This is a genomic window from Ideonella alba (genome assembly GCF_018069875.1).
GTDB lineage: Bacteria > Pseudomonadota > Gammaproteobacteria > Burkholderiales > Burkholderiaceae_C > Ideonella > Ideonella alba.
The window spans coordinates 277,258-300,189 of record NZ_JAGQDF010000002.1; the positions used below are offsets into that span (position 1 = coordinate 277,258).

The 22,932-nt window shown below is 68.2% G+C and carries 22 protein-coding genes; 3 read left to right on the forward strand and 19 right to left on the reverse strand.

Going from position 1 to position 22,932, the window contains the following annotated elements; genetic code table 11:
• Positions 1 to 2,352, reverse strand: coding sequence for a Tex family protein (locus tag KAK07_RS04270; RefSeq protein ID WP_210859194.1), 2,352 nt, complete (start codon positions 2,350 to 2,352; stop codon positions 1 to 3).
• A 133-nt stretch (positions 2,353 to 2,485) separates the two neighbouring features.
• On the opposite strand from KAK07_RS04270, the gene KAK07_RS04275 reads away from it, so the two are divergent.
• Both KAK07_RS04275 and KAK07_RS04280 read left to right on the forward strand, forming a co-directional pair.
• Positions 2,486 to 3,010 (forward strand): GAF domain-containing protein, encoded by a 525-nt coding sequence (locus KAK07_RS04275; RefSeq protein ID WP_210855100.1) that lies wholly within the window; start codon positions 2,486 to 2,488, stop codon positions 3,008 to 3,010.
• 94 nt (positions 3,011 to 3,104) lie between these two features.
• Positions 3,105 to 3,962: a hypothetical protein gene (locus KAK07_RS04280; RefSeq protein WP_210859196.1), complete on the forward strand. Its 858-nt coding sequence runs from the start codon at positions 3,105 to 3,107 to the stop codon at positions 3,960 to 3,962.
• Positions 3,963 to 3,972: 10 nt separating this feature from the next.
• Here the strand turns inward: KAK07_RS04280 and KAK07_RS04285 are convergent, their stop codons facing one another.
• The 10 genes from KAK07_RS04285 to KAK07_RS04330 form a co-directional block, all read right to left on the reverse strand.
• Positions 3,973 to 4,878 carry an SDR family oxidoreductase gene (locus KAK07_RS04285; RefSeq protein ID WP_210855096.1) on the reverse strand — a complete coding sequence of 302 codons (906 nt, stop codon included), beginning with the start codon at positions 4,876 to 4,878 and terminating at the stop codon, positions 3,973 to 3,975.
• A gap of 11 nt (positions 4,879 to 4,889) precedes the next feature.
• Positions 4,890 to 5,378: a GNAT family N-acetyltransferase gene (locus tag KAK07_RS04290; RefSeq protein ID WP_210855095.1), complete on the reverse strand. Its 489-nt coding sequence runs from the start codon at positions 5,376 to 5,378 to the stop codon at positions 4,890 to 4,892.
• Positions 5,378 to 6,397: an NADP-dependent oxidoreductase gene (locus tag KAK07_RS04295; RefSeq protein ID WP_210859197.1), complete on the reverse strand. Its 1,020-nt coding sequence runs from the start codon at positions 6,395 to 6,397 to the stop codon at positions 5,378 to 5,380. The genes KAK07_RS04290 and KAK07_RS04295 overlap by 1 nt, the downstream gene beginning before the upstream one ends.
• A 15-nt stretch (positions 6,398 to 6,412) precedes the next feature.
• On the reverse strand, positions 6,413 to 6,874 hold the full coding sequence (locus KAK07_RS04300) for a PaaI family thioesterase (RefSeq protein WP_210855092.1): 462 nt from the start codon (positions 6,872 to 6,874) through the stop codon (positions 6,413 to 6,415).
• Between the two features lie 25 nt (positions 6,875 to 6,899).
• A complete protein-coding gene (locus KAK07_RS04305; protein WP_210855089.1) occupies positions 6,900 to 7,691 on the reverse strand; it encodes an SDR family oxidoreductase in 792 nt (263 codons plus the stop codon).
• Positions 7,692 to 7,711: 20 nt separating this feature from the next.
• Complete coding sequence (locus KAK07_RS04310; RefSeq protein WP_210859198.1) at positions 7,712 to 9,544, reverse strand: acyl-CoA dehydrogenase family protein; 1,833 nt, start codon at positions 9,542 to 9,544, stop codon at positions 7,712 to 7,714.
• 28 nt (positions 9,545 to 9,572) lie between these two features.
• Positions 9,573 to 9,992, reverse strand: coding sequence for a PaaI family thioesterase (locus tag KAK07_RS04315; protein ID WP_210859199.1), 420 nt, complete (start codon positions 9,990 to 9,992; stop codon positions 9,573 to 9,575).
• Positions 9,993 to 9,994: 2 nt separating this feature from the next.
• On the reverse strand, positions 9,995 to 10,432 hold the full coding sequence (locus KAK07_RS04320) for a PaaI family thioesterase (RefSeq protein ID WP_210859200.1): 438 nt from the start codon (positions 10,430 to 10,432) through the stop codon (positions 9,995 to 9,997).
• Positions 10,433 to 10,512: 80 nt separating this feature from the next.
• Positions 10,513 to 11,688 carry an acetyl-CoA C-acyltransferase gene (locus KAK07_RS04325; RefSeq protein ID WP_210859201.1) on the reverse strand — a complete coding sequence of 392 codons (1,176 nt, stop codon included), beginning with the start codon at positions 11,686 to 11,688 and terminating at the stop codon, positions 10,513 to 10,515.
• Between the two features lie 31 nt (positions 11,689 to 11,719).
• Positions 11,720 to 13,813, reverse strand: coding sequence for a 3-hydroxyacyl-CoA dehydrogenase NAD-binding domain-containing protein (locus KAK07_RS04330; protein WP_210859202.1), 2,094 nt, complete (start codon positions 13,811 to 13,813; stop codon positions 11,720 to 11,722).
• 262 nt (positions 13,814 to 14,075) lie between these two features.
• On the opposite strand from KAK07_RS04330, the gene KAK07_RS04335 reads away from it, so the two are divergent.
• Positions 14,076 to 15,128, forward strand: coding sequence for a hypothetical protein (locus tag KAK07_RS04335; RefSeq protein WP_210859203.1), 1,053 nt, complete (start codon positions 14,076 to 14,078; stop codon positions 15,126 to 15,128).
• A gap of 36 nt (positions 15,129 to 15,164) precedes the next feature.
• Here KAK07_RS04335 and KAK07_RS04340 read toward each other — a convergent pair whose 3' ends face one another.
• From KAK07_RS04340 to KAK07_RS04375, 8 genes are all read right to left on the reverse strand, one after another.
• Positions 15,165 to 15,860: an ABC transporter ATP-binding protein gene (locus KAK07_RS04340; protein WP_210855184.1), complete on the reverse strand. Its 696-nt coding sequence runs from the start codon at positions 15,858 to 15,860 to the stop codon at positions 15,165 to 15,167.
• Between the two features lie 14 nt (positions 15,861 to 15,874).
• Positions 15,875 to 16,675 carry an ABC transporter ATP-binding protein gene (locus KAK07_RS04345; RefSeq protein WP_310738628.1) on the reverse strand — a complete coding sequence of 267 codons (801 nt, stop codon included), beginning with the start codon at positions 16,673 to 16,675 and terminating at the stop codon, positions 15,875 to 15,877.
• Positions 16,672 to 17,979 carry a branched-chain amino acid ABC transporter permease gene (locus tag KAK07_RS04350; protein ID WP_210855074.1) on the reverse strand — a complete coding sequence of 436 codons (1,308 nt, stop codon included), beginning with the start codon at positions 17,977 to 17,979 and terminating at the stop codon, positions 16,672 to 16,674. The genes KAK07_RS04345 and KAK07_RS04350 overlap by 4 nt, the downstream gene beginning before the upstream one ends.
• Before the next feature lie 272 nt (positions 17,980 to 18,251).
• Positions 18,252 to 19,271 carry a branched-chain amino acid ABC transporter permease gene (locus KAK07_RS04355; protein WP_210855072.1) on the reverse strand — a complete coding sequence of 340 codons (1,020 nt, stop codon included), beginning with the start codon at positions 19,269 to 19,271 and terminating at the stop codon, positions 18,252 to 18,254.
• Positions 19,272 to 19,369: 98 nt separating this feature from the next.
• Positions 19,370 to 20,608 (reverse strand): branched-chain amino acid ABC transporter substrate-binding protein, encoded by a 1,239-nt coding sequence (locus tag KAK07_RS04360; protein ID WP_210855070.1) that lies wholly within the window; start codon positions 20,606 to 20,608, stop codon positions 19,370 to 19,372.
• A 445-nt stretch (positions 20,609 to 21,053) separates the two neighbouring features.
• Positions 21,054 to 21,473: an acyl-CoA thioesterase gene (locus KAK07_RS04365; RefSeq protein ID WP_210855068.1), complete on the reverse strand. Its 420-nt coding sequence runs from the start codon at positions 21,471 to 21,473 to the stop codon at positions 21,054 to 21,056.
• Positions 21,474 to 21,483: 10 nt separating this feature from the next.
• Positions 21,484 to 22,119: a YceH family protein gene (locus tag KAK07_RS04370; RefSeq protein WP_210859384.1), complete on the reverse strand. Its 636-nt coding sequence runs from the start codon at positions 22,117 to 22,119 to the stop codon at positions 21,484 to 21,486.
• Between the two features lie 4 nt (positions 22,120 to 22,123).
• Positions 22,124 to 22,906 carry an SDR family oxidoreductase gene (locus tag KAK07_RS04375; protein ID WP_210855064.1) on the reverse strand — a complete coding sequence of 261 codons (783 nt, stop codon included), beginning with the start codon at positions 22,904 to 22,906 and terminating at the stop codon, positions 22,124 to 22,126.
• Between the last annotated feature and the right edge of the window lie 26 nt (positions 22,907 to 22,932).

A 22,932-nucleotide genomic window follows, 5' to 3' on the forward strand; every position in this document is an offset into this window, starting at 1 on the left:
TCAGCGCTTGAGCTTGGCGAAGGCCGCGGCCATCGCGCCCTGGGCCTCGGGCTGACGGGCGCCGCCCCCCCCGTGGCGCTCCTGGCGCGCGGCCGGCCGGAAGCTGTTGTCGCTGCCACGTGACTTGGGCGCCGCCGCCGCGTCCAGCTTCATCGTCAGGCTGATGCGCTTGCGCGGCAGGTCCACCTCCAGCACCCGCACCTTGACGATGTCGCCGGTCTTCACCACCTCGCGCGCGTCATTCACGAACTTGTTCGACAGCTGGCTCACATGCACCAGGCCGTCCTGGTGCACGCCCAGGTCGACAAAGGCGCCGAACTGCGCGACGTTGGACACCGTGCCTTCCAGCACCATGCCCTCCTTCAGGTCCTTGATGTCCTCGACGCCGTCGTTGAAGCGGGCCACCTTGAAGTCGGGGCGCGGGTCGCGGCCGGGCTTTTCCAGTTCTGCCAGGATGTCCTTCACGGTGATCGCACCGAAACGATCGTCGGCGAAGGCCTCGGGGCGCAGCTTGCGGATCACGTCGGCATTGCCGATCAGCTCCTGGATCGGCCGGCCCGCGGCGGCAATGATCTTCTCGACCACCGGGTAGGTCTCGGGGTGCACGCCCGACAGATCCAGCGGGTTGTCGCCCCCGCGGATGCGCAGAAAGCCCGCCGCCTGCTCAAAGGTCTTGGCGCCCAGGCCGGTCACCTGCAGCAGCTGCTGGCGATTGGCGAATCGGCCGTTGGCCTCGCGCCAGCGCACGATGCTGCCGGCCACGGCGTTCGACAGGCCCGAGACCTGCGCCAGCAGCGGGGCCGAGGCGGTGTTCAGGTCCACGCCCACCTTGTTCACGCAGTCTTCCACCACGGCGTCCAGCGTCCTGGCCAGCTCGCTCTGGTTGACATCGTGCTGGTACTGGCCGACCCCGATGCTCTTGGGCTCGATCTTCACCAGCTCGGCCAGCGGATCCTGCAGCCGGCGCGCGATCGACACCGCGCCGCGCAGGCTCACATCCAGATCCGGCAGCTCCTTGCTGGCGAACTCGGACGCCGAGTAGACCGACGCGCCGGCCTCGCTGACCACCACCTTTTCCAGCTTCACGTCAGGGGCCAGGTTGGCGATGCGCTTGATCAGGTCGGCCGCCAGCTTGTCGGTCTCGCGGCTGGCGGTGCCGTTGCCGATGGCGATCAGGTTCACGCCATGCGCCGCCACCAGGCGGCCCAGCGTGTGCAGGCTGCCCTCCCAATCGCACTTGGGCTCGTGCGGATAGACGGTGCTGGTGGCCAGCACCTTGCCGGTGTCGCTGACCACGGCCACCTTCACGCCGGTGCGGATGCCGGGGTCCAGACCCATCACCACGCGCTGACCGGCGGGCGCGGCCAGCAGCAGATCGCGCAGGTTCTCGGCAAAGACCTTGATCGCGGTGGCCTCGGCCGCTTCGCGCAGGCGGGCGAACAGGTCGCGCTCCAGGCTCATCGACAGCTTGACCTTCCAGGTCCAGGCGATGGTCTTGCGGATCAGCTCATCACCCGGGCGCTTGCCATGGCGCCAGCCCAGGTGGTGGGCGATCCGGCCCTCGGCCAGCGTGGGCTGGCCCGGCACGATCTCTTCGTCCAGCACCAGCTTGGCGTCCAGGATCTCCAGCGCCCGACCACGGAACACCGCCAGCGCGCGGTGGCTGGGCACGGTACGGATCGGCTCGTCGTAGTCGAAGTAGTCGCGGAACTTGCTGTGGTCGGGGTGGTTCTCGTCCTTGCCCGGCGCCAGCTTCGACTGGAACAGGCCCTCGGCCCACAGCCATTCGCGCAGCGTGCCCACCAGACCAGCGTCCTCGGCCCAGCGCTCGCTCAGCAGGTCGCGCACGCCGTCGAGCACCGCGAAGGCGTCGGCAAAGCCGGCCTCGGCCAGCTTGGCAGCGCCGCCGTCATACGTGGCGACAAAGGCCTGGGCCTCGGTCAGCGGGTCCAGGGCCGGATCAGCGAACAGGCGATCGGCCAGCGGCTCGATGCCCGCCTCGCGGGCGATCATGCCCTTGGTGCGCCGCTTGGGCTTGTAGGGCAGGTACAGGTCTTCCAGCTCCTGCTTGGTGGGCGCCGCCTCGATCGCGGCGCGCAGCTCCGGCGTCAGCTTGCCCTGCTCGTCGATGCTCTTGAGCACCGCGGCGCGGCGGTCCTCCAGCTCGCGCAGGTAGGCCAGACGCGACTCCAGCTCGCGCAGCTGGATGTCATCGAGGCCGTCGGTGGCCTCCTTGCGGTAGCGGGCGATGAACGGGACGGTGGCGCCACCGTCGAGCAGTTCGACGGCGGTGTTGACCTGGGCGGGCCGAACCTTCAGCTCGGCCGCGATCTGCAGCAGGATCTTGTCCAAAACGGGATCACAGAGTCGGGAAAGCGCGGGAGTTTGCCAGATGCCGCCGGGCTCAAGGCCGGCCCGGATCGGCCGATACCCCGCGAGCCGTCATCCTGCCGACGGCGCCTTTGCCAACCTGGAGCCCCGCCCGATGTTCGACAAGACCCGCATCCTCAACCTGTCCAAGCGCCTGATGGATGGCTCGACCACCAGTGACGCCTTCTATGACGAGCTGACCCAGACCCTGGTCGAGGAGATGGGCTGCACCCGCGCCAGCCTGTGGATCTACCCCGACGCGCTGCTGCGCGACGCCATCGAATGCGTGCGCCTGTATGACCGCACCGACCGCCAGTGGGCGGCCGGCACGGTGCTGCACGAAGCCGACTTCGGCCCCTACTTCGAAGCGATGCGCAGCGACAACCTGATCGTCGCCTCGGATGCGCGCGCCCATGCCGTCACGGCCTGCTTCAACGAGATCTACTTCGACCCGCTGGGCATCCGTTCGCTGCTGGACGTGGGCATCAACATCTCGGGCCAGCCCTGGGGCCTGTTCTGCTGCGAGAACACCACCGATGTCCTGGAGTGGACGCCGGCGCACGTGGAGTACCTGCGCCAGGTGGGCACGCTGCTGGGCTTCGCGCTGAAGAAGGCGCAGACCGCCGGCGCGCACGCCTGAGGCACGCCGTTCTCATCACTTGGGTGGAGGCAGGGACGACGAGACCTTCCTAGCATCGCATGGCCCATTCTTCCAAACACCCAAGGAGAGAGCCATGTCCCTGCGTCACCACGCCGCCCTGCTGCCCCTGTGCCTGAGCCTGCTCGGCACCTCCACCACCCTGCTCGCTGCCGGCGCACCGGTCAAGGAGCGACTGAAGGCCCCGACCGGCCCGACGGCGGTCCTGTCCGCCACTTCGTCGATGGGCACGGCCACCGTGACCGTCGACGGGGCCGGCGCGTTCCAGGACGCGCTGGTCTACACGAACGCGGACGGCCTCACGGCCGACCTGAGCTGGCGCTCTGCGCTGTTCATTGACGGCACCCAGATCGAGGCCAACGACGTCAAGCAGAAGAGCACCCAGAAGGCCGTCAGCAGCTTCGCGCTGGGTTCGCTGCAGGTCAAGCTGGTCCAGCAGCTGCTGCCTGCCGCGCTGGCCGGCGGCTATGTGCTGGACCAGCAGTACAAGCTCAGCAACCCGGGCACTGAACCGGTGATGCTGAACCTGCTGCGCTACAACGACTCCGACATGCGCGACCCGTCGACCAACACCTTCCTGGGTGACCTCGGCTACCAGCCCCAGGGCGGCAGCTACAACTACATCGTGTCGGATGTGGCGCCCACGCCGGCCAGCCTGACGCAGTACATCGGCGTCAAGTTCAGCGGCGGCGATGTCGCCACTCGCCGGGCGGTGCGCGTGTGCTGCAGCAACTACACCGACATTTCGCCGGAAGAGAACAACACCGTGCCCAACGACGCGGACCTGGACGGCATCAGCGACACCGGCATGGACATGGCGATCGCGGCGCAGGCCCCGGTCACCGTGCCGCCCGGCGGCAGCGTCACCGTCAAGATGAAGACGGTGCTGGGCCGCAGTGCGCTGAGCGGCCTGGCGGATCTGCCCGCGCGCTGATCAAGCGCGCTCAACCACGCAACTGGGCGCGGAGCCGCTCGCCCAGCTCCGGCCGCTCCTTGAACGGATCGGTCGGGTTGCGCTGCAGCATGATGTCCTCCAGCCGCACCTGCACGCCGCCCAAGGCGTGCGGGTGGCTGTAGATGTAGAAGCGGTCGGCCAGGATGGCGTCCACCACGAACTGCGCCACCTGGGCCGCGCTGACCTTGCCGCTGGTCACCGCCTTCTCGGCCATGGCCGCGCCGATCAGTTGGCTGCGCGTGGGCCCGGCCCCGGCATTGGCCATGTCGGCCGGCCGGTTGCGCTCGCTCTGGTGGATGCCGGTGGGCACGAAGTACGGGCACAGCACGCTGGCGCTGATCTGGTCGGTCACCAGGCGCAGGTCCTGGTACAGCGTTTCGCTCATCGACACCACCGCGTGCTTGGTGACGTTGTAGACGCCCATGTTGGGCGCGTTCAGCAGACCGGCCATCGACGCGGTGTTGACGATGTGGCCTTCATAGGTCGGATCCGCCTGCGCAGCGGCCAGCATCATCGGCGTGAAGACGCGCACGCCGTGGGCCACGCCCATCAGATTGACGCCCACCACCCATTCCCAGTCCTTGAGCGTGTGCTCCCAGATCAGGCCACCGGCGCCGACGCCCGCGTTGTTGAAGACCACGCCCGGCGCCCCGAAGCGCGCCAGCGTGGCCGCGCCCAGCGCCTCGACCTGATCGGCCTTCGAGACGTCCACCACCTGGGCCAGCACCTCGGCGCCCAGGCTGCGCATCTCCTGCGCGGCGGCTTCCAGCGCCGCCGCCTGCACATCGGCCATCACCAGGTGCATGCCCTGCCCGGCCAGCAGCCGCGAGAGTTCCAGGCCGAAGCCCGAACCGGCGCCGGTGATGACCGCGGCGCGGCCTGCCAATCGTTTCATCGTGAACTCCTTCAGCGCTGCGGTGGCCGCAGCATCTGGATGTGGGGAATGGTGTCTTCGCTGTAGGGCTCGCCCACGGCCTGGTAGCCAAATTCGGCGTAGAAGCGCTGCAGGTGCGCCTGGGCGCTGATGCGGTTGGCCTGACCCGGCCAGGCCAGGTCGGCCTGGCGCAGGCCCTCGGCCACCAGCGCGCGGCCCAGACCGGTGCCGCGCAGCGCCGCATGGGCCACGACGCGGCCCAGCGACGGTTCCTGGTACTTCAGGCCCGGGTCCACCACCCGCAGGTACAGCACCGCCTCGCCCGCCGCCAGCGCACCCCAGGGCGCCGTCAGGCGGCCCAGCAGGTGCAGGCTGTGGCGGTCCAGGCCATCCGGGTCCAGGTAGGGCCCCTGCTCCAGGATGAACACACGGGCGCGCAGCTGCAGCGCGTCGTACAGGTCGTCTCTCGACAGGCCCTCGAAGCGCGCTGCCGTCCAGGCGATGGGCGGCCGCTCAGCCATCAGACGAGCTTGACCAGCTGCTTGCCGAAGTTCTTGCCCTTGAGCAGGCCCAGGAAGGCCTCGGGCGCGCTCTCCAGGCCCTGGGCCACGGTCTCGCGGTACTTGAACTTGCCCGTGGCCACCATCGTGCCCAGCTCCTTCAGCGCCTCGGGCCACAGCTGCATGTGTTCGCTGACAATGAAGCCTTCGAGCTTCATGCGGTTGACCAGGATCAGCGCCGGGTTGGCCATCGGGATCGGCTCGCCGTTGTAGCCGGCGATCATGCCGCAGAAGGCGATGCGGCTGAAGGCGTTGGCTCGCAGCATCACCGCGTCCAGGATCATGCCGCCGACGTTCTCGAAGTAGCCGTCGATGCCGTCGGGGCAGGCGTCCTTCAGCGCCTTGCTGAGCGAGCGCAGGTCCGGATGGGCCTTGTAGTCGATGCAGGCATCGAAGCCCAGCTCGTTCACCACCGCCTCGCACTTGGCCGGGCCGCCGGCCAGGCCCACCACGCGGCAGCCGCGCGCCTTGGCCAGCTGGCCCACCGCACCGCCCACCGCGCCGCTGGCCGCGCTGACCACCACGGTCTCGCCGGCCTTGGGAGCGATGATCTGGGTCAGGCCGTACCAGGCGGTGACGCCCGGCATGCCCACCGCGCCCAGGTAGGCTGACAGCGGGATGTGGGTGGTGTCCACCTTCTGCAGCACACCGCGCTGGCTGGCGTTGACGCGCTGGTACTCCTGCCAGCCGCCCATGCCCACGACCTTGTCGCCGACCTTGAAGTGTTCGTTGCGCGACTCCACCACCTCGCCGACGGTGCCGCCGATCATCACCTCGTTGAGCGGCTGCGGCTGGGCGTAGCTCTTGCTCTCGTTCATGCGGCCGCGCATGTACGGGTCCAGGCTCAGGTAGTGGTTGCGCACCAGTACCTCGCCGTCGGCCAGCGCCTCGACGGGCGCCTCGACCAGGGCGAAGTTGGCGGTGCTGGGCTCGCCTTGCGGACGCGAGACGAGGTGGATCTGGCGGTTGATGGTGCTCATCGGGTGCTCTTTCGTTCAGGATGCAGCGCCATCGGCGCGCTGCAGGGGTTTGACGTGGCGGCCCTTGGCGGGCAGCGCACGCAGGTACTTGAAGGTGGCCGTGCCATGGGCGCACAGCTGGCCTTCGCTGTTGATCACGCGGCCCTCGCAGAAGGCCATGGTCGAGGTGCGGTGCAGCAGCGTGCCCAGGGCGCGCAGCTCGCCCTCGCCGGGGCGCAAGAAGCTGGTTTTCATCTCGATGGTGGCCACGCCGGGCCCGGCCAGCATGTCATGGCTGCGGGCGGCGTGGGCCATCACCACATCCAGCATGGTCATCAGCACGCCGCCGTGCGCCACTTCCCAGGAGTTGAGGTGCGACTCGGCCAGGTCGACACGCAACTCGGCCGCGCCGTCGGCGCAGCTGTGCAGTTCCAGCCCCAGTTGCTCGACGAAGGGAATGCGGACGGGAAACGGGATGGGGGGCTTGCGGTGGCTCATCCAGGGATCATCGCCGAAGGCCAGCTCAGCCACCGATGAGGGCGCTGACGCCCCCATCGACCGGCAGGATCTGTCCGGTGATGTGCTTGCCGGCGGCGCTGGCGAACAGCAGCGTGGCGCCCTTGAGGTCATCGTCATCGCCCAGGCGGTTCAGCGGCGCGTGGGCGGCCATCTTGTCGGCGCCCAGCGTGTCCAGCAGACCCTTGGTCATCTTGCTGGGGAAGAAGCCCGGCGCCAGCGCGTTGACGGTGATGCCATGACGCCCCCATTCCGCCGCCAGGGCGCGGGTGAAGTTGACCGCGGCCCCCTTGCTGGTGTTGTAGGCAATGGTCTTCATGCCCGAGGGGTTGCCGCCCAGGCCGGCGATCGAGGCCACGTTGATGATGCGGCCCGAGCGGCGCGGGATCATGCTGGCCACCGCCGCCGCCTGGCTGATCACGAACAGGCTGCGGATGTTCAGGTCCATCACCTTGTCCCAGGCCTCGAGCGGATGCTCCTCGGCCGGGGCGCCCCAGGTGGCACCGGCGTTATTGACCAGGATGTCGATGCGGCCCAGGCGCTCCATCGCCTCGGCGACGATGCGTCGGCCGTCCTCGGGCTGGGCGGCGTTGGCGGCCACCCAGCGGGCGTCGATGCCCTTGGCCTGCAGGTGGGCCGCGGCCTCCTCCAGGTCAGCCGCCTTGCGCGAGCTCAGCAGGATCTTCGCGCCGGCCTCGCCCAGCGCCTCGGCAATCTGCAGGCCCAAGCCGCGCGAGCCGCCGGTGACCACGGCGGTCTGGCCGCTGAGGTCGAAGAGTTTCATCACGGGGGTGCTCATCGGTCGCTCTCCTTGGTGGGTCAGAACCAGGCGTCCTGCATCTCGCGGCAGACCGCCTCGCGGCTGCTGACCACGCCCAGCCAGGCGTCGATCTTGGGCAGCTCGTAAACGTGGAAGAAACGCAGCGCCGACAGCAGGCCGGCGTTGCGCGCGCGCTCAGCGTCGCTGGCCGGCGCGGCGGCGCGGGCCGCCAGGCCCAGCTCCAGCCACACCCAGGCCAGCACCACGTGGCCGAAGGCCTGCAGGTAGGGCGTGGCATTGGCCAGCGCCTCCTCGGGCACACCGGTGGACCAGGCCGCCTTGGTGGCGGCGCCCAGGCGCTGCACCGCGCCGCCCAGCGCGGGCACGTAGGTGGCCAACTGCTCGTCCTGGCCGGCGCGGGCCAGCGTGTCGCTGATGCGCTCAGCCAGCAGCTTCAGCCCGGCACCGCCCTGCATCACCACCTTGCGGCCCAGCAGGTCCAGCGCCTGGATGCCGTGCGTGCCCTCGTGGATCATGTTCAGGCGCTGGTCGCGCCAGTACTGCTCGACCGGGAAGTCGCGGGTGTAGCCGTAGCCGCCATGCACCTGGATCGCCAGCGAGTTGCCCTCCAGGCACCACTCGCTGGGCCAGCTCTTGGCGATGGGGGTGAGCACCTCCAGCAGCAACGCGGCCTCGGCACTGGCCGCGGGCGTGCCGGTGTGCTTCTCGTCAACCAGGCGGGCGCAGTACAGGCACAGCGCCAGCGCCCCCTCGGCATAGGCCTTCTGGGCCAGCAGCATGCGCTTGATGTCGGCGTGTTCGATCAGCAGCGACTGCGGCTTCGAGGCATCCTTGCCGCCATCCCCGATCGGCCGCCCCTGCGGCCGCTGCCGCGCATAGGCCAGCGCCGCCTCGTAGCCGGCCATGCCCAGCATCGCCGCCGACAGGCCGATGGCAATGCGCGCCTCGTTCATCATGTGGAACATGCAGCGCAGGCCCTCGCCCGGCGCACCCACGCGGTAACCGATCGCGCCGGCAGCGCCGCGCACCGGGTACTTGCCTTCGCCGAAGTTCAGCAGCGTGTTGGTGGTGCCGCGCCAGCCGCACTTGTGGTTCAGACCGGCCAGGGCCACGTCATTGCGCTCGCCGGTCAACCGACCCGTGGTGTCCACCAGCTTCTTGGGCACGATGAACAGCGAGATGCCCTTGACGCCGGGCACCAGTTGGCCATCCGGCCCGGGGATCTTGGCCAGCACCAGGTGGACGATGTTCTCGGTCAGTTCGTGCTCACCGGCCGAGATCCACATCTTGTTGCCGCGCAGGCGGTAGCGCGGGCCCAGCGGGTCGTCCTGGAAATCGGCGCCATCCGGCTCGGCGCGGGTGGCGATGTCCGACAGGCTGGAGCCCGCCTGCGGCTCGGACAGGCACATCGTGCCGGCCCAGCGGCCGCTGAACTCGTTGTGGGCGAAGACCTGCTGCTGCGCGGGCGTGCCATGCGCCATCAGCAGGTTGGCGTTGCCGCTGGTCAGCATGCCCGCGCCAATGCTGGCTGAGGCCTTCGCGAAGAAGGCGTTGGCCGCTGCCTCCACCGCGTAGGGCAGTTGCATGCCGCCGATGTCGTAGTCCTGCGCCGCGGCCAGCATGCCGCTGCCGGCGTAGGCCGCCCAGGCGTCGTGCGTGGCCTGCGGCAGGTGGACCTTCTCGCCGTCGAAGGACGGCTCCTGGGTGTCGACCAGACGGTTGAAGGGGGCGTACTTCTCGCGCGCGATGCGCTCGCAGGTGTCCAGCACCTGGGCGAAGGTCTCGGCGCTGTGGTCGGCGAATCGCTGGCGCTCGGCCAGAGAGGCCACCTTCAGCCAGTCGTTCAGCAGGAAATCGACGATCGGACGCATGCGCCCTCCTCTGTTCGGTGTCGGGCGCTCAGCGCCGGTCGTAGGGCACCACGGCCATCGTCGCCGAGGCCTTCAGCACCAGCGTGCGGTCGCCCTCGCGCTCGGCCCAGACCTCGGCCTCGGTGAAGCTCAGCGTGCGGCCGGGCTTGACCACCCAGGCCTCGCAGACCAGGCGCTCGCCATCGGCCGGACGCAGCAGGCTCACCTTCAGGTCGGCGGTCAGCACCCAGTGGCCCTCGGCCACCAGGGTCTGCGCGGCCGAGCCCATCGCGTGATCGGCCAGCGTGGTCTGCACGCCCGCGTGGGCGTGGCCACTGTGCTGGCGGAAGCGGTCCTGCATCGGCAGCACGGCGGTCACGCGGCCCGGCGACACGGCCGTGGGCTCCGCCCCCAGGTCACGCATGAAGGGCGAGAGCTGGAAGAAGCGGCGCAGCGTGTCCAGGTCCATGCTCAGCCGCCCTCACCCAGGCGCACGATCGTGCCCTGCGCCAGCGCACACAGCTTCTCGACGCCATCGACCACCGCGTAGACCTCGCAGCGCGCCACGCTCTGCGCCTTGCCGGTGGCTTCGGCGCGGGCGCGGACCACCAGGCGCTGGCCCAGCGCCGGGCGCACGTAGTTGATCTTGAACTCCGAGGTCACTACCGGCACCTGCATGGCGGTGCCGCCGGCGTAGGTCAGCGCGTTGTCGGCCAGGTAGCTGACCACGCCGCCATGGGCGAAGCCGTGCTGCTGCTTGAGCTCATCGCGCAGCGGCAGTTGCAGTTCCACCTGACCCGGCGACAGCGCCGTCAGCTCGGCCCCCAGCAGGCCGCTGAAGGGCTGCTTCGCCAGGATCTCCCGGCCCATCTGCAGGAAGACCTCGGGACTGACGCGCGGCTCGGTCATGTCAGGTCCGCCCGGCCGTCCCGAAGGACCTGAGCGCCCCCTTGGGGGGCAGCGATCAACATGAGCGTGGGGGCCACAGGTCAGAGCACTTCGAAGATGCCGGCGGCGCCCATGCCGCCGCCGATGCACATCGTCACGCACACGCGCTTGGCGCCACGGCGCTTGCCCTCGATCAGCGCATGGCCGGTCAGGCGCTGGCCCGACACGCCGTAGGGATGGCCCACCGCGATCGCGCCGCCGTTGACGTTGAGCCGCTCCATCGGAATCCCCAGCGTGTCGGCGCAGTACAGCACCTGCACGGCGAAGGCCTCGTTGAGCTCCCACAGGTCGATGTCGGCCACCGTCAGGCCCAGCTTCTTCAGCACCTTGGGCACCGCGAAGACCGGGCCGATGCCCATCTCATCAGGCTCGCAGCCGGCCACCGCGAAGCCCAGGAAGCGGCCCAGGGGCTTCAGGCCCTTCTGCTCGGCATAGGTCTCGCTGACCACCACGCAGGCACCGCCGCCGTCGCTGAACTGGCTGGCGTTGCCGGCCGTGACCACGCCACCGGGCACCGCGCTGCGGATGCCCCGCACCGCCTCGATCGTGGTGCCGGGGCGCAGGCCCTCATCGGCGCTGATCGTGACCTGCTGGCTGCGCAGGCCCATGACCTTGTCCGCCACGCCAGCGGTCACGGTGCAGGGGACGATCTCGTCGTTGAACTTGCCGGCCTCCTGCGCGGCGCAGGCCAGGGTCTGGCTGCGCACGCCGTACTCGTCCATGCGCTCCTTGGCAATGCCGTAGCGCTTGGCCACGTTTTCGGCCGTCTGCAGCATGTTCCAGTAGATCTCGGGCTTGTTCGCCTTGAGCCAACTGTCGGCCAGCATGTGGGTGTTCATTTCCTGCTGCACACAGGAGATGCTCTCGACGCCACCGGCGACGTAGACGTCCCCTTCGCCGGCGATGATGCGCTGCGCGGCCATCGCGATGGTCTGCAGGCCGCTGGAGCAGAAACGGTTGACGGTGACGCCGCTGACGCTGATCGGCAGGCCGGCGCGCAGCGCCACCTGGCGGGCGATGTTGGCACCGGTGGCCCCTTCGGGGTTGGCGCAGCCCATCAGCACATCCTCGATCGCCCCGGGGTCGATGCCGGCACGTTCGACGGCGGCCTGGACGGCGAAGCCCCCCAGCGTGGCGCCGTGGGTCATGTTGAAGGCGCCTTTCCAGCTCTTGGCCAGGGGCGTGCGGGCGGTGGAGACGATGACGGCTCGGGTCATGGTGTGTCCTGGGTTGCGTTGGAGGCGTGGATCAGGAGAAGCTCTTGCCTTCGGCGGCCAGCTGGGCCAGCAGCGGCGCGGGCTGCCAGAACTCGGCGTCGTCGTGCGGGTTCTTGGCGAAGCGCTTCATCGCCTGCACGACGTTCCACAGGCCCAGCGTGTCGGCATAGCACATCGGACCGCCGCGGTGCAGCGGGAAGCCATAGCCGGTCAGGTAGACCATGTCGACGTCGGAAGCGCGGTTGGCGATGCCCTCCTCCAGCAGCTTGGCGGCTTCGTTGACCAGCGCGAAGACCAGGCGCTGGACGATTTCCTCGTCGCTGATCTGGCGCGGCGTGATGCCCAGCTCGGCCCGGTGCTTCTCGATCATCTCGGTCACCACGGCCGAGGGGATGGCGTCGCGCTTGCCCGGCACGTAGTCGTACCAGCCGGCGCCGGTCTTCTGGCCGTAGCGGCCCAGCTCGCACAGCAGGTCGGCGGTCTTGGAGTAGCGCAGATTGGGCTTCTCCAGGTAGCGGCGCTTGCGGATGTACCAGCCGATGTCATTGCCCGCCAGGTCGCCCATGCGGAACGGACCCATCGCGAAGCCGAACTTCTCGACCGCCTTGTCCACCTGCTGCGGCGTGCAGCCCTCTTCCAGCAGGAAGCCGGCCTGGCGGCTGTACTGCTCGATCATGCGGTTGCCGATGAAGCCATCGCACACGCCCGAGACCACGCAGGTCTTGCGGATCTTCTTGCCCAGCTGCATCACCGTGGCCAGCACGTCCTTGGCGGTGGCCGCGCCACGCACCACTTCCAGCAGCTTCATCACGTTGGCGGGGCTGAAGAAATGCATGCCCACCACGTCCTGCGGACGCTTCGTGAAGGCGGCGATCTTGTTGAGGTCCAGCGTGGAGGTGTTGGAGGCCAGGATGGCGCCGGGCTTCATCACCGCATCGAGTTGTTCGAACACCGCCTTCTTGACGTCCAGGTCCTCGAACACGGCTTCGATCACCAGGTCGGCATCGCCGATGTCGGCGTAGCTCAGCGTGGTGCTCAGCAGCGCCATGCGCTGCTCGTATTTGTCGGCCTTGAGCTTGCCCTTCTTGACCTGGGCCTCGTAGTTCTTGCGGATGGTGGCGATGCCGCGGTCCAGCGCGTCCTGTTTCATCTCGAGGATGACCACCGGGATGCCGGCGTTCAGGAAGTTCATGCTGATGCCGCCGCCCATCGTGCCAGCGCCGATCACCGCGACCTTGTTGATGGCGCGCACCGGGGTGTCCTCGGGCACGTCGGGGATCTTGCTGGCGGCGCGCTCGGCGAAGAAGGCATGGCGCAGCGCCTTGCACTCGGGCGTGAACATCAGCGCGGTGAAGATCTCGCGCTCGAACACCATGCCCTCGTCGAACTTCTTGCTGATCGAGGCCTCGACGGCGTCCACGCACTTGGCCGGCGCCGGGAAGTTCTTCGCCATGCCCTTGACCATGTTGCGGGCGAACTGGAAGTAGCCGTCCGGGTTCTCGTGGAGCACCTTCAGGTCGCGCACCAGCGGCAGCGGCCGCACATCGGCCTTCTCCAGCGCGAAGGCGATGGCGCCGTCCAGCAGATCGCCTTCGATGACCTTGTCAAAGAGCTTCTGGCCCGGCAGGCTGGCCAGCAGCTCGCTCTTGACCGGATCGCCCGAGACGATGATGTTCAGCGCGGTTTCCACGCCCAGCACGCGCGGCAGGCGCTGCGTGCCGCCGGCGCCCGGGATCAGACCGATCTTCACCTCGGGCAGCGCGATGTTGGCGCCAGGCGCCGTCACCCGGTAGTGGCAGCCCAGCGCCAGCTCCAGGCCGCCGCCCATGGCCACCGTGTGCACCGCGGCCACCACCGGCTTGCTGCACAGCTCGCAGGCGCGGATCAGGTCGAGCAGGTTGGGCGCGGCGGTGGCCTTGGGCGAGCCGAACTCCTTGATGTCAGCACCGCCGGAGAAGGCCTTGCCGGCGCCGGTGATCACCACCGCCTGGATCGCCGGGTCGGCATCGGCCTGCTCCAGGCCCTGCGCCACACCCACCCGGGTGGCGTAGCCCAGGCCATTGACCGGCGGGTTGTCCAGCGTGATCACGGCCACCGGGCCTCGGGTCTCGTAGCGTGCAGTCATGTCGGCGTGTCCTTGGAAAGGGAAAGACGCAAATAGAACGATCGTTCGATTCTATGGACAAGCCATCGGCACCAGCGTCACGCCAGCGACAGGCGGCCTCCTCATTAACCCTGATGTGCATCGACACACAAGGGCGGCGACACATCCGGTCACACGGCTGCGGCTTGCGCAGGGCGGGGTATGCCTACATCATGTGCAAAACGACCATTTCATGAAGGGATGACCGATGCGTGCCACCACCTCCCCAGGCCTTCGCCAGGCCATGAACCCCACCCACTGGCTGTTGGTGGGTGCACTGACGGCAGCCCTGACGTGGCCCGCGGCCGGACAGGCGGCCACCTCTGTGCAGGACCTGGGCGGACTCTATGCCGGCGGCTCCTCATCGGCCTTGGCCTTGAGCCAGTCCGGGCAAGCCATCGGCATCGCCATGCGCGACGGTGACTTCCAGACCATCAACGCCGTGTGGTCGCCCAGCGGCAGCATCAGCGCCCTGCCCGATTGCTGCAGCGCCTTCCTGGCGATGCCGGCAGCGATCAACCGCAGCGGTGTGGCGGTGGGATCGCACCAGGCCACGCGGGACCACTGGGCGGCGGTGAAATGGGCTGCCGATGGCAGCGCACAGTACCTGCCGTCGCTTGGCAGTTACGGCCTGGCTCGGGCGTTCGCCATCAACGACGCTGGGCAAGCAGTGGGCTCCTCGGTCACCGACAGCTTCGCCCAGCGCGCCGTGCGCTGGAACCCCGATGGCAGCGTCACCCAGCTGGGCGAGATGGGGTCGCCGGACCCGGGCTACCTGGCCTTCCACGAAGCCCACGGCATCAGCAACAAGGGCGTGGTGGTGGGCACCGCCCTGGTCGGATCGGCCTTCCGGGCCTTTTCCTGGAAGGGTGGCCTGTTCACCGATCTGGGCCTGGGCAATGCCACGCATGTCAACGACAAAGGTCTGATCGCCGGTCTGGCCCCGGGCCGCATCCCGGTGGTCTGGAAGAAGGGCACGATGCGCTACCTGCCCGGCCGCGATGGCGGCAAGCGTGCCTATGGCCACGAGGTGCTGGGCATCAACAACCTGGGCGACATGGTCGGCTTCGGCCCATCGCCCGGTGTGGGCGTGCACTCGATCGCCGTGCTGTGGCGCGGTGGCGCTGCCATCACGCTGGGCCACTACCCTGGGGGCACGCACAGTGTGGCCACCGGCATCAATGACACCGGCATGATCGTCGGCTACGGCAACCTGGTTGATGGCGGCCCGATGCGCGCGCTGCGCTGGACGGTGACCAGCACCAGCATTCAGGTCGAACTGGCACCGGTGCATTGACTCGTCGGCGGGGAGCCTGCGCGAGGCTCCCGCCACTCACACCTCCAGCCACTCCTTGCGCACATAGCTGTCGGCCTTCAGCCCGGCCGGCGTGCCTTCGAAGACGATGCGGCCGTGGCCCATCACCAGGCAGCGCTCGGACACCTCCAGCGCAATCGTCAGCTTCTGCTCCACCAGCAGCACGCTGATGCCGCGGCGCTTCAATTCCCGCAGGTACTCGGCCACCAGCTCGACAATCTTCGGCGCCAGCCCTTCGGTGGGCTCGTCGATCATGATCAGGTCGGGGTCGCCCATCAGGGTGCGGCACAGGGTCAGCATCTGCTGCTCGCCGCCCGAGAGCACGCCGGCCTCGGTGTGCTGGCGCTCCTTCAGGCGCGGGAACAGACCGTACATGTCGTCGATCTGCCAGCGCGTGCTCTTGCGGCCCGACTTCTCACCCAGCAGCAGGTTCTGGTGCACGGTCAGCTTGGGGAAGATGTCGCGGTTCTCGGGCACGTAGCCAATGCCGCGGTGGGCGATCTCGAAGGCCTTGCGGCCCGTGATCTGTTCACCGCGCCAGGCGATGCCGCCGGTGGCGTCCACCAGGCCCATGATGGCCTTGACGGTGGTGGAACGGCCGGATCCGTTGCGGCCCAGCAGGCTGACGATCTCGCCCTCGCCCACCGCCATCGACACGCCATGCAGCACATGGCTCTTGCCGTAGTAAGCGTGGACATTGTCCAGCTTCAGCAGTTCGCTGCTCATCGTCACGCTCCCGCCGCCTGGGTCTCGGCCAGCACGCTGCCCAGGTAGGCCTCCTGCACCTTGGCGTTGGCGCGCACCGCTTCGGGGGTGTCGAAGGCGATCACCTCGCCGTAGACCACCACCGCGATGCGGTCCGCCAGGCCGAAGACCACGCCCATGTCGTGCTCCACGGTCAGCAGGGTCTTGCCCTCGGTGACCTCGCGGATCAGCTGGATGAAGCGCTTGGTCTCGCTCTTGCTCATGCCGGCGGTGGGTTCGTCCAGCAGGATCACGCTGGAGCCGCCGGCGATGGTGATGCCGATCTCCAGCGCGCGCTGCTCGGCATAGGTCAGGTTCATCGCCAGCTGGTCGCGCCGCCTGTCGAGCTTGATCATCTCCAGCACTTCCTCGGCGCGGTCATTGACCTCGTGCAGGTCGGCCAGGAAACGCCAGAAGCTGTAGCGCTGCTTCATCGACCACAGCACGGCGCAGCGCAGGTTCTCGAACACGCTCAGGCGCGTGAACAGGTTGCTGACCTGGAAGCTGCGCGACAGACCGCGGCGGTTGATTTCGTAGGGCGCCAGGCCGTCGATGCGCTGACCATGCAGGCGGATCTCGCCGCTGGACAGGCCGAAGCGGCCCGAGATCAGGTTGAACAGCGTGGACTTGCCCGCGCCATTGGGGCCGATGATGGCCACGCGCTCACCGGGCTTCACCTGCAGCGTGGCGCCGCGGATGATCTCGGTCTTGCCGAAGCGCTTGTAAGCGTCCAGCAACTCCAGCGCGTAGGGGGCCGAGGATGGGCTCTGGGTGGGCGCGTTCACAGCGTCTCCCTCCGCTTGATCTCTTTCTCGATGTCTTCCTGCACCTCGCCCCATTCATGGGCGAAGTGGCGCCGCGCCAGTTCGAACAAGCCCACGCCGGTGAGCGTGACGAAGACGGCGCCAGCCCAGGCATCGGTGCCGCTGGCGTCGATCATCGCGCCCATGAAGGGCAGCTTCGGCCCCAGCGCCGCATTGAGCTGCAGGTGGTAGATCATCTCGATCATCGCCGCCACGCCCAGCAGCACCGCCGCGCCGGCACCGCCCAGTGCCAGGTAGGCGGTCCACAGCTGGCGCAGCTTGCCAAAGGCGGCCACGCGCAGGTTCATCATGATCAGGCTGGCGAAGCCGCCGGGCGCATACATCACCATCAGCACGAAGACCAGGCCCAGGTAGAGCAGCCAGGCCTTGGTGATCTCGGACAGCAGCGCCAGGGCCACGACCATCAGCACCGCGCCCAGGATGGGGCCGAAGAAGAAGGTCGCGCCGCCCAGGAAGACGAACAGCAGGTAGGCCCCGGAGCGGGCCGCGCCCACCACCTCGGCGGTGACGATCTCGAAGTTGATCGCCGCCAGGCCGCCCGAGATGCCCGCGAAGAAGCCCGAGATCATGAAGGCCAGGTAGCGCACACGCTGGGTCGAGTAGCCGATGAACTCGACCCGCTCGGGGTTGTCGCGCACCGCATTGAGCATCCGGCCCAGCGGCGTGCGCGTCAGCGCGAACAGCGCCGCCGTGCTGATGAAGCAGTAGACCGCGATCAGGTAGTAGACCTGGATCTGCGGTCCGAAGCTGATGCCCAGCACCTTCTCGCCGACCACCCGGTTACCCGAGACGCCGCCCTCACCGCCGAAGAACTCGGGGATCATCAGCGACATCGACCACACCAGTTCGCTCACGCCCAGCGTGATCATCGCGAAGGTGGTGCCCGACTTCTTGGTGGTCACCCAGCCCAGCACCGCAGCGAAGAACAGGCCGCCCAGGCCTCCCACCAGCGGTACCAGGCTGACCGGCAGGCCCAGCGTGCCGGCGCCCACCTTGTTCAGGGTGTGGATTGCCAGGTAGGCGCCCAGACCGCTGTAGACGGCGTGGCCGAAACTGAGCATGCCGCCCTGGCCCAGCAGCACGTTGTAGGCCAGGCAGACGATGATGCCGATGCCGATCTGGCTGAGCATCGTCTGCCCGAAGCTGCTGGTCCACCACAGCGGGGCCACGGCCAGCGCCAGCGCATACAGGCCCCAGATCAGGATGCGCCCGACGTTCCAGGGCTTGAAGTGGAAGTTGGGGCGGGATTCGCGGGTGTGATGCATGGCTCAGAGCCTGTGAAGACATGAATCGCGCCCGCGCCGGGGTGTCCCGAGGCCGTGGCGTAGGCGCGTCGTGCAGCCCGGGCTTGCTGCCCGGGCCAGCGGCGCAACACCCGCCACGGCCTCGGGACACCCCGGCCCTTCGGGTGGGGCCCCAGAAAGGCCCCACTCGTCGTTGTGAAGCCTCGGCGGGGCCCAACCCCGCGTCGGCTTCACGTCTAGATTGGGGCCTTTCTGGGGCCCCACGCGGGCGTGATTCATGTCTTCACAGGCTCTCAACCTTCCCGCGTACCGAGCAGGCCCTTGGGCCGCAGGATCAGGATCAGCACCAGCGCCAGGTACGGCAGGATCTGCGCCGTTTCGGACAGCTTGATGCGCAGCAGCGCCATGGCGGGGCTGTCCGGGGCAATGCTCACGCCGATCAGGCGGAACATGTCCACGCCATTGGCGTCCACGGTCAGCGGCAGCGTTTGCAGCAGGCCCACCACCAGCGAGCCGACGAATGCGCCACTGAGTGAACCCATGCCGCCGATCACGATGACGGCAAAGATGATCGGGCCGATGTTGGCCATGTTGGGTTCGGTGACGAAGGTGACACCGCCGATCACGCCGGCCAGCCCGGCCAGCGCGCAGCCGCTGCCGAACACCAGCATGAAGACGCGGGGCACGTTGTGGCCCAGCGCCTCGACCATCTCCGGATGGGTCAGCGCCGCCTGGATCACCAGGCCGATGCGGGTGCGGGTCAGCAGCAGCCACAGCGACACCAGCATGCCCAGTGCCACCACCGCCATGAAGGCCCGCGTCAGCGGAAAACGCGAACAGGCCGCACCCACTGCGTTGCAAACCTCGGCCGGCGCCGCGCCCAGGGCCAGCGACAGGCCCGACTGCGCCGACTGCACGATGGTGAAGGCCGGCCCCTGCAGCCAGGTGGGCGGGTCAAAGGTCAGCGGCGAGCGGCCCCAGATCAGCGCCACCACCTCGCCCACCACATAGCTCAGGCCAAAGGTGATCAGCAGCTCGGGCACGTGGCCGAACTTGTGCACCCGGCGCAAGGCGGTACGCTCGAACAGCGCCCCCAGGCCGCCCACCAGCAAGGGCGAGACGATCAGCGACGCCGTGAAGCCGATCAGCGGTGTCAGCGTGTAGGCCGCGTAGGCACCCACCATGTAGAAGCTGGCATGGGCGAAATTCAGCACGCCCATCATGCTGAAGATCAGCGTCAGGCCCGAGCTCAGCATGAACAGCAGCAGCCCGGAGCTGACGCCGTTGAGCAGGTTGATCAGGATCTGGTCCACGGTGGCGCGTCACGAAACGACGAGGCCCGGGCGGAGGCGACTCCCCCGGGCCTGTGCAGGCAGGTCACCGCCAGGGACGGCGGTGGACGATCAGCACCTCAGGGGCGCTTCATCTGGCACGAGGTGGGCGTGCTCGACACGTAGGAATCGTAGGCCTTGACGGGCGCGAAGGTGAAGCCGGTGTTCTCGACGCTGTACTTGTTCTTGGCGTCGGTCTTCTGCCAGACCGAGATGTACAGCGGCTGCTGCAGCTGGTGGTCGGTCTTGCGCATCTCGACGTCACCGTTGAAGCCCTTGATGCCGATGCCTTCCATGGCCGCAGCCACCTTGACCGGGTCGGTGGACTTGGCCTTGGCCATGGCCGACGACAGCATCAGCAGTTCGTTGTAGACCGCCTGGGTGTAGAGGTCTTCGTTGAACTTGGCCTTGAAGGCATCACCCAGCTTGCCGATCGGGTCGGCCATGTTCGAATGGCCGTAGGCGACCATGTACACCCGGCCGGCACCGGCGGCGCCGATCGCGGTGGGCGCGCCGCTGACCGAGGCGTAGTAGGTGTAGAACTTGATGTTCAGGCCGGCGTCGTTGGCGGCCTTGACCAGCAGGGTCAGGTCGGAGCCCCAGTTGCCGGTGATCACGCTGTCGGCACCCGAGGCCTTGATCTTGGCCACATAGGGCGCGAAATCCTTGACCTGGGCCAGAGGATGCAGGTCGTCGCCGACAAACTGGATGTCCGGGCGCTTGCGCGCCATCATTTCCTTGGCGTACTTGCTGACCTGCTGGCCGTGCGAGTAGTTCTGGTTCAGCAGGTAGATCTTCTTGGTGTCGGGCTGGTCCTTGATGAAGGTGGTCAGCGCTTCCATCTTCATCGAGGTGTCCGCATCAAAGCGGAAGTGCCAGTAGCTGCACTTGCTGTTGGTCAGGTCCGGATCAACCGCGGCGTGGTTGAGGTAGATCACCTCCTTGCCGGGGTTGCGCTCGTTGTGCTTGTTGACCGCATCCACCAGCGCCAGCGCGACGCTGGAGCCGTTGCCCTGGGTGATGTAGCGCACGCCCTGGTCGATGGCCGACTTCAGCGCGTTCAGGCTCTCGGCGGGGCTGAGCTTGTTGTCGATCGTGATGATCTCGAACTTCACGCCGGCCGGATTGCTCTTGTTGAAGTGCTCGGCCAGGAACTGGAAGGTCTTGACCTGGTTCTGGCCCACCGGCGCCATCAGGCCCGACAGCGGGTCGATCCAGGCGATCTTGACGGTCTCGCCCTTCTGCGCGAACGCCACCGTGCTCGACAGGGCGATGGCGGCGCCGACTGAGATGCCAAAGAGCTTGCGAGTGAACTTCATCCGGGTCTCCAATGGTTCGGTGGTGATCACAAGGGGCGATCGACGCGAACGGTAGCGGATGCTCCGGCGATTGAGCTTCAGGGACTACCACTAAAGCCTGTCACGGGGGGGACAAACAGGGCCTCAATCGGGCGACCGCTCACTGCCGTAGGCAGTCATTGCCCGCGGAGGTGGTTGAGGCGAGGTGGGGGAAAGGGGTCTCTCTCATGTCCCCCGGCCTTCGGCCTCCTCCTTGACTTCGTTCGACCCCTTTCCCCCACCTCGCTTGGCACCGTTTCGGGACTGCTCGCGCGAGCAGTGCGGGAACGTCGGTAGCGGGTGAGGGGGAGTTCGCTTGGCCGAAGTCAAGGAGGAGGCCGCAGGCCGGGGGACATGAGGACAAGCGAATTCCCCCTCGCCCGCCGCGCCACACCGCCGCAGTCGACCCAACGGCCGGTCAGGGTAGTCAGCCGATCTTCGCTCTGAGCCAGTCGGGCATGGGCGTGGACTTGCCGCTGGGAAAGTCCATCCAGACGGTGGTGGCTCCGCCCTCGGCGTAGATCACGCCGGGCTGGTCGGTGCGCTCCAGCGTGATGAAGGTGTCGAAGCTGCTGCGGCCCGGGTTGGCCACGTAGTGGCGGGCGAGCACATCACCCGGGTACTCGAGCTGGCGGATGAAGTTGCAGAACGCGTTGACGATGACCGGGCCCTGGCCGGCCGGGTTGGGCTGGCCGCCGATGGCGCTGAGCCACTCGATACGCACGATCTCCATGTAGCGGAAGTAGACCGTGTTGTTGACGTGGCCCATCATGTCCATGTCACCCCAGCGGATGGGAATGACCATTTCGTGGCTGAGGGTCTTGTGCTCGGGCAGCGTGAAACGCATGCGGTCTCCGTCAGGGTGTCAGGCCCAGCTGGCGCTTGATCTCGGCCAGTTCCTCGCGCAGGGCGCGCACCTCGTCCGACAGCCGTGCCACCTCGGCGTGCAGCCCGGGGACGTCATCGGGCGGCAGGCTGGCGGGGGCACCGGCGGCTTCCGGCAGGGGCTCGTCGCCCAGCAGATGGGCCCATCGCGCTTCGCGCGCACCGGGTGAGCGCTCCAGGCGACGCACCCGCGGCGGGTCCATCGCGGCCAACTCGTCCAGGAAGGCCTCGACCGAGCCGGTGTCGGCGAAGCGGTGCAGACGCTCGGCGTTCTGACGCAGCTCGGCCGCGGTCTGCGGACCGCGCAGCATCAGCGTGGCCAGCAGCGCGGCCGACTGGCTGGGCACGCCATAGACGCGGGCCAGGTTGTGCTCGTAGCGGGCAACGCGCGCGCCGCTGACCTCGATCACCAGGTTCAGCGGCTTCAGATCATCCACCGCCTCCAGCACCTGGGCTTCGGTGACGTCCATCACCGGTTGGCGGGCCGTCTTCTGGCTGCAGCCGGCGGCCAGCGCGTTCAGCGACAACGGGTAGGTATCGGGCACCGTGCGCTGCTTCTCGACCAGCACCCCGAGCACGCGCAGCTCGAGCTTCGTCAGCGGGCGCAGCACGTCAGATGCCGAAGCCGTCGTCGGCCTGGATCACCGCGCCGTTGATGAAATGGCTCTCGTTGGCACACAGCATCAAGAGGGCGGTGTCCAGATCCTGCGGCTGGCCCACACGCTTGCGCGGCAGCATCTGCACCAGCTTCTGGCCGGCCTCGGTCTGCCAGTGGTGGTGGTTGATCTCGGTGTCGATGTAGCCCGGGCAGATGGCATTGACGTTGACGCCAAAGCGGCCCCACTCCAGCGCCATCGCGCGGGTCATGTGCACCACGGCCGCCTTGCTCATCGCGTAGACCCCGATCTGGCTCAGCACGCGCAGGCCGGCCATCGAGGCGATGTTGACGATGCGCCCGCCGGTGAAGGTGCCCGGCGCCGCGCCGCGCGAGCGGGCAATCATGCGCCGGCCCACCTCCTGCGCGACGAAGAAGGCGCCACGGGTGTTGGTGTCCATGACGAAGTCGTAGTCGTCCGGCGTGACGTCCAGCAGCTTCTGGGTGGTGCTGACGCCCGAGTTGTTGATCAGGATGTCGAGCGTGCCGGTCTCGGTCTCGGCGTGGGCCACGGCCGACTTGATGCTGTCGACGTCGGTGACGTCGAGCTCCACCACGTGGGCGTCGCCGCCCGATCCTTCGATCTCGGCGCGCAGCGTCTTCAGGCGTTCGGTGCGGCGCCCGGCCAGCACCACGGCGGCGCCGGCCTTGGCCAGGGTGCGTGCGAACTGCGCGCCCAGTCCGCTGGAGGCGCCGGTCACCAGGGCCACACGGCCCGAGAGGTCGATCTGGTAGCTCATTGTTCTTCACGGCAGCCGTGCCGCCG

Bases quoted from the DNA above. Each gene is read 5' to 3' on its own strand.
- KAK07_RS04275 (WP_210855100.1), top strand. From the start codon at position 2,486: ATGTTCGACAAGACCCGCATCCTCAACCTGTCCAAGCGCCTGATGGAT.
- KAK07_RS04280 (WP_210859196.1), top strand. From the start codon at position 3,105: ATGTCCCTGCGTCACCACGCCGCCCTGCTGCCCCTGTGCCTGAGCCTG.
- KAK07_RS04285 (WP_210855096.1), bottom strand. From the start codon at position 4,878: ATGAAACGATTGGCAGGCCGCGCCGCGGTCATCACCGGCGCCGGTTCG.
- KAK07_RS04290 (WP_210855095.1), bottom strand. From the start codon at position 5,378: ATGGCTGAGCGGCCGCCCATCGCCTGGACGGCAGCGCGCTTCGAGGGC.
- KAK07_RS04295 (WP_210859197.1), bottom strand. From the start codon at position 6,397: ATGAGCACCATCAACCGCCAGATCCACCTCGTCTCGCGTCCGCAAGGC.
- KAK07_RS04300 (WP_210855092.1), bottom strand. From the start codon at position 6,874: ATGAGCCACCGCAAGCCCCCCATCCCGTTTCCCGTCCGCATTCCCTTC.
- KAK07_RS04305 (WP_210855089.1), bottom strand. From the start codon at position 7,691: ATGAGCACCCCCGTGATGAAACTCTTCGACCTCAGCGGCCAGACCGCC.
- KAK07_RS04310 (WP_210859198.1), bottom strand. From the start codon at position 9,544: ATGCGTCCGATCGTCGATTTCCTGCTGAACGACTGGCTGAAGGTGGCC.
- KAK07_RS04315 (WP_210859199.1), bottom strand. From the start codon at position 9,992: ATGGACCTGGACACGCTGCGCCGCTTCTTCCAGCTCTCGCCCTTCATG.
- KAK07_RS04320 (WP_210859200.1), bottom strand. From the start codon at position 10,432: ATGACCGAGCCGCGCGTCAGTCCCGAGGTCTTCCTGCAGATGGGCCGG.
- KAK07_RS04325 (WP_210859201.1), bottom strand. From the start codon at position 11,688: ATGACCCGAGCCGTCATCGTCTCCACCGCCCGCACGCCCCTGGCCAAG.
- KAK07_RS04330 (WP_210859202.1), bottom strand. From the start codon at position 13,813: ATGACTGCACGCTACGAGACCCGAGGCCCGGTGGCCGTGATCACGCTG.
- KAK07_RS04335 (WP_210859203.1), top strand. From the start codon at position 14,076: ATGAACCCCACCCACTGGCTGTTGGTGGGTGCACTGACGGCAGCCCTG.
- KAK07_RS04350 (WP_210855074.1), bottom strand. From the start codon at position 17,979: ATGCATCACACCCGCGAATCCCGCCCCAACTTCCACTTCAAGCCCTGG.
- KAK07_RS04360 (WP_210855070.1), bottom strand. From the start codon at position 20,608: ATGAAGTTCACTCGCAAGCTCTTTGGCATCTCAGTCGGCGCCGCCATC.
- KAK07_RS04365 (WP_210855068.1), bottom strand. From the start codon at position 21,473: ATGCGTTTCACGCTGCCCGAGCACAAGACCCTCAGCCACGAAATGGTC.
- KAK07_RS04375 (WP_210855064.1), bottom strand. From the start codon at position 22,906: ATGAGCTACCAGATCGACCTCTCGGGCCGTGTGGCCCTGGTGACCGGC.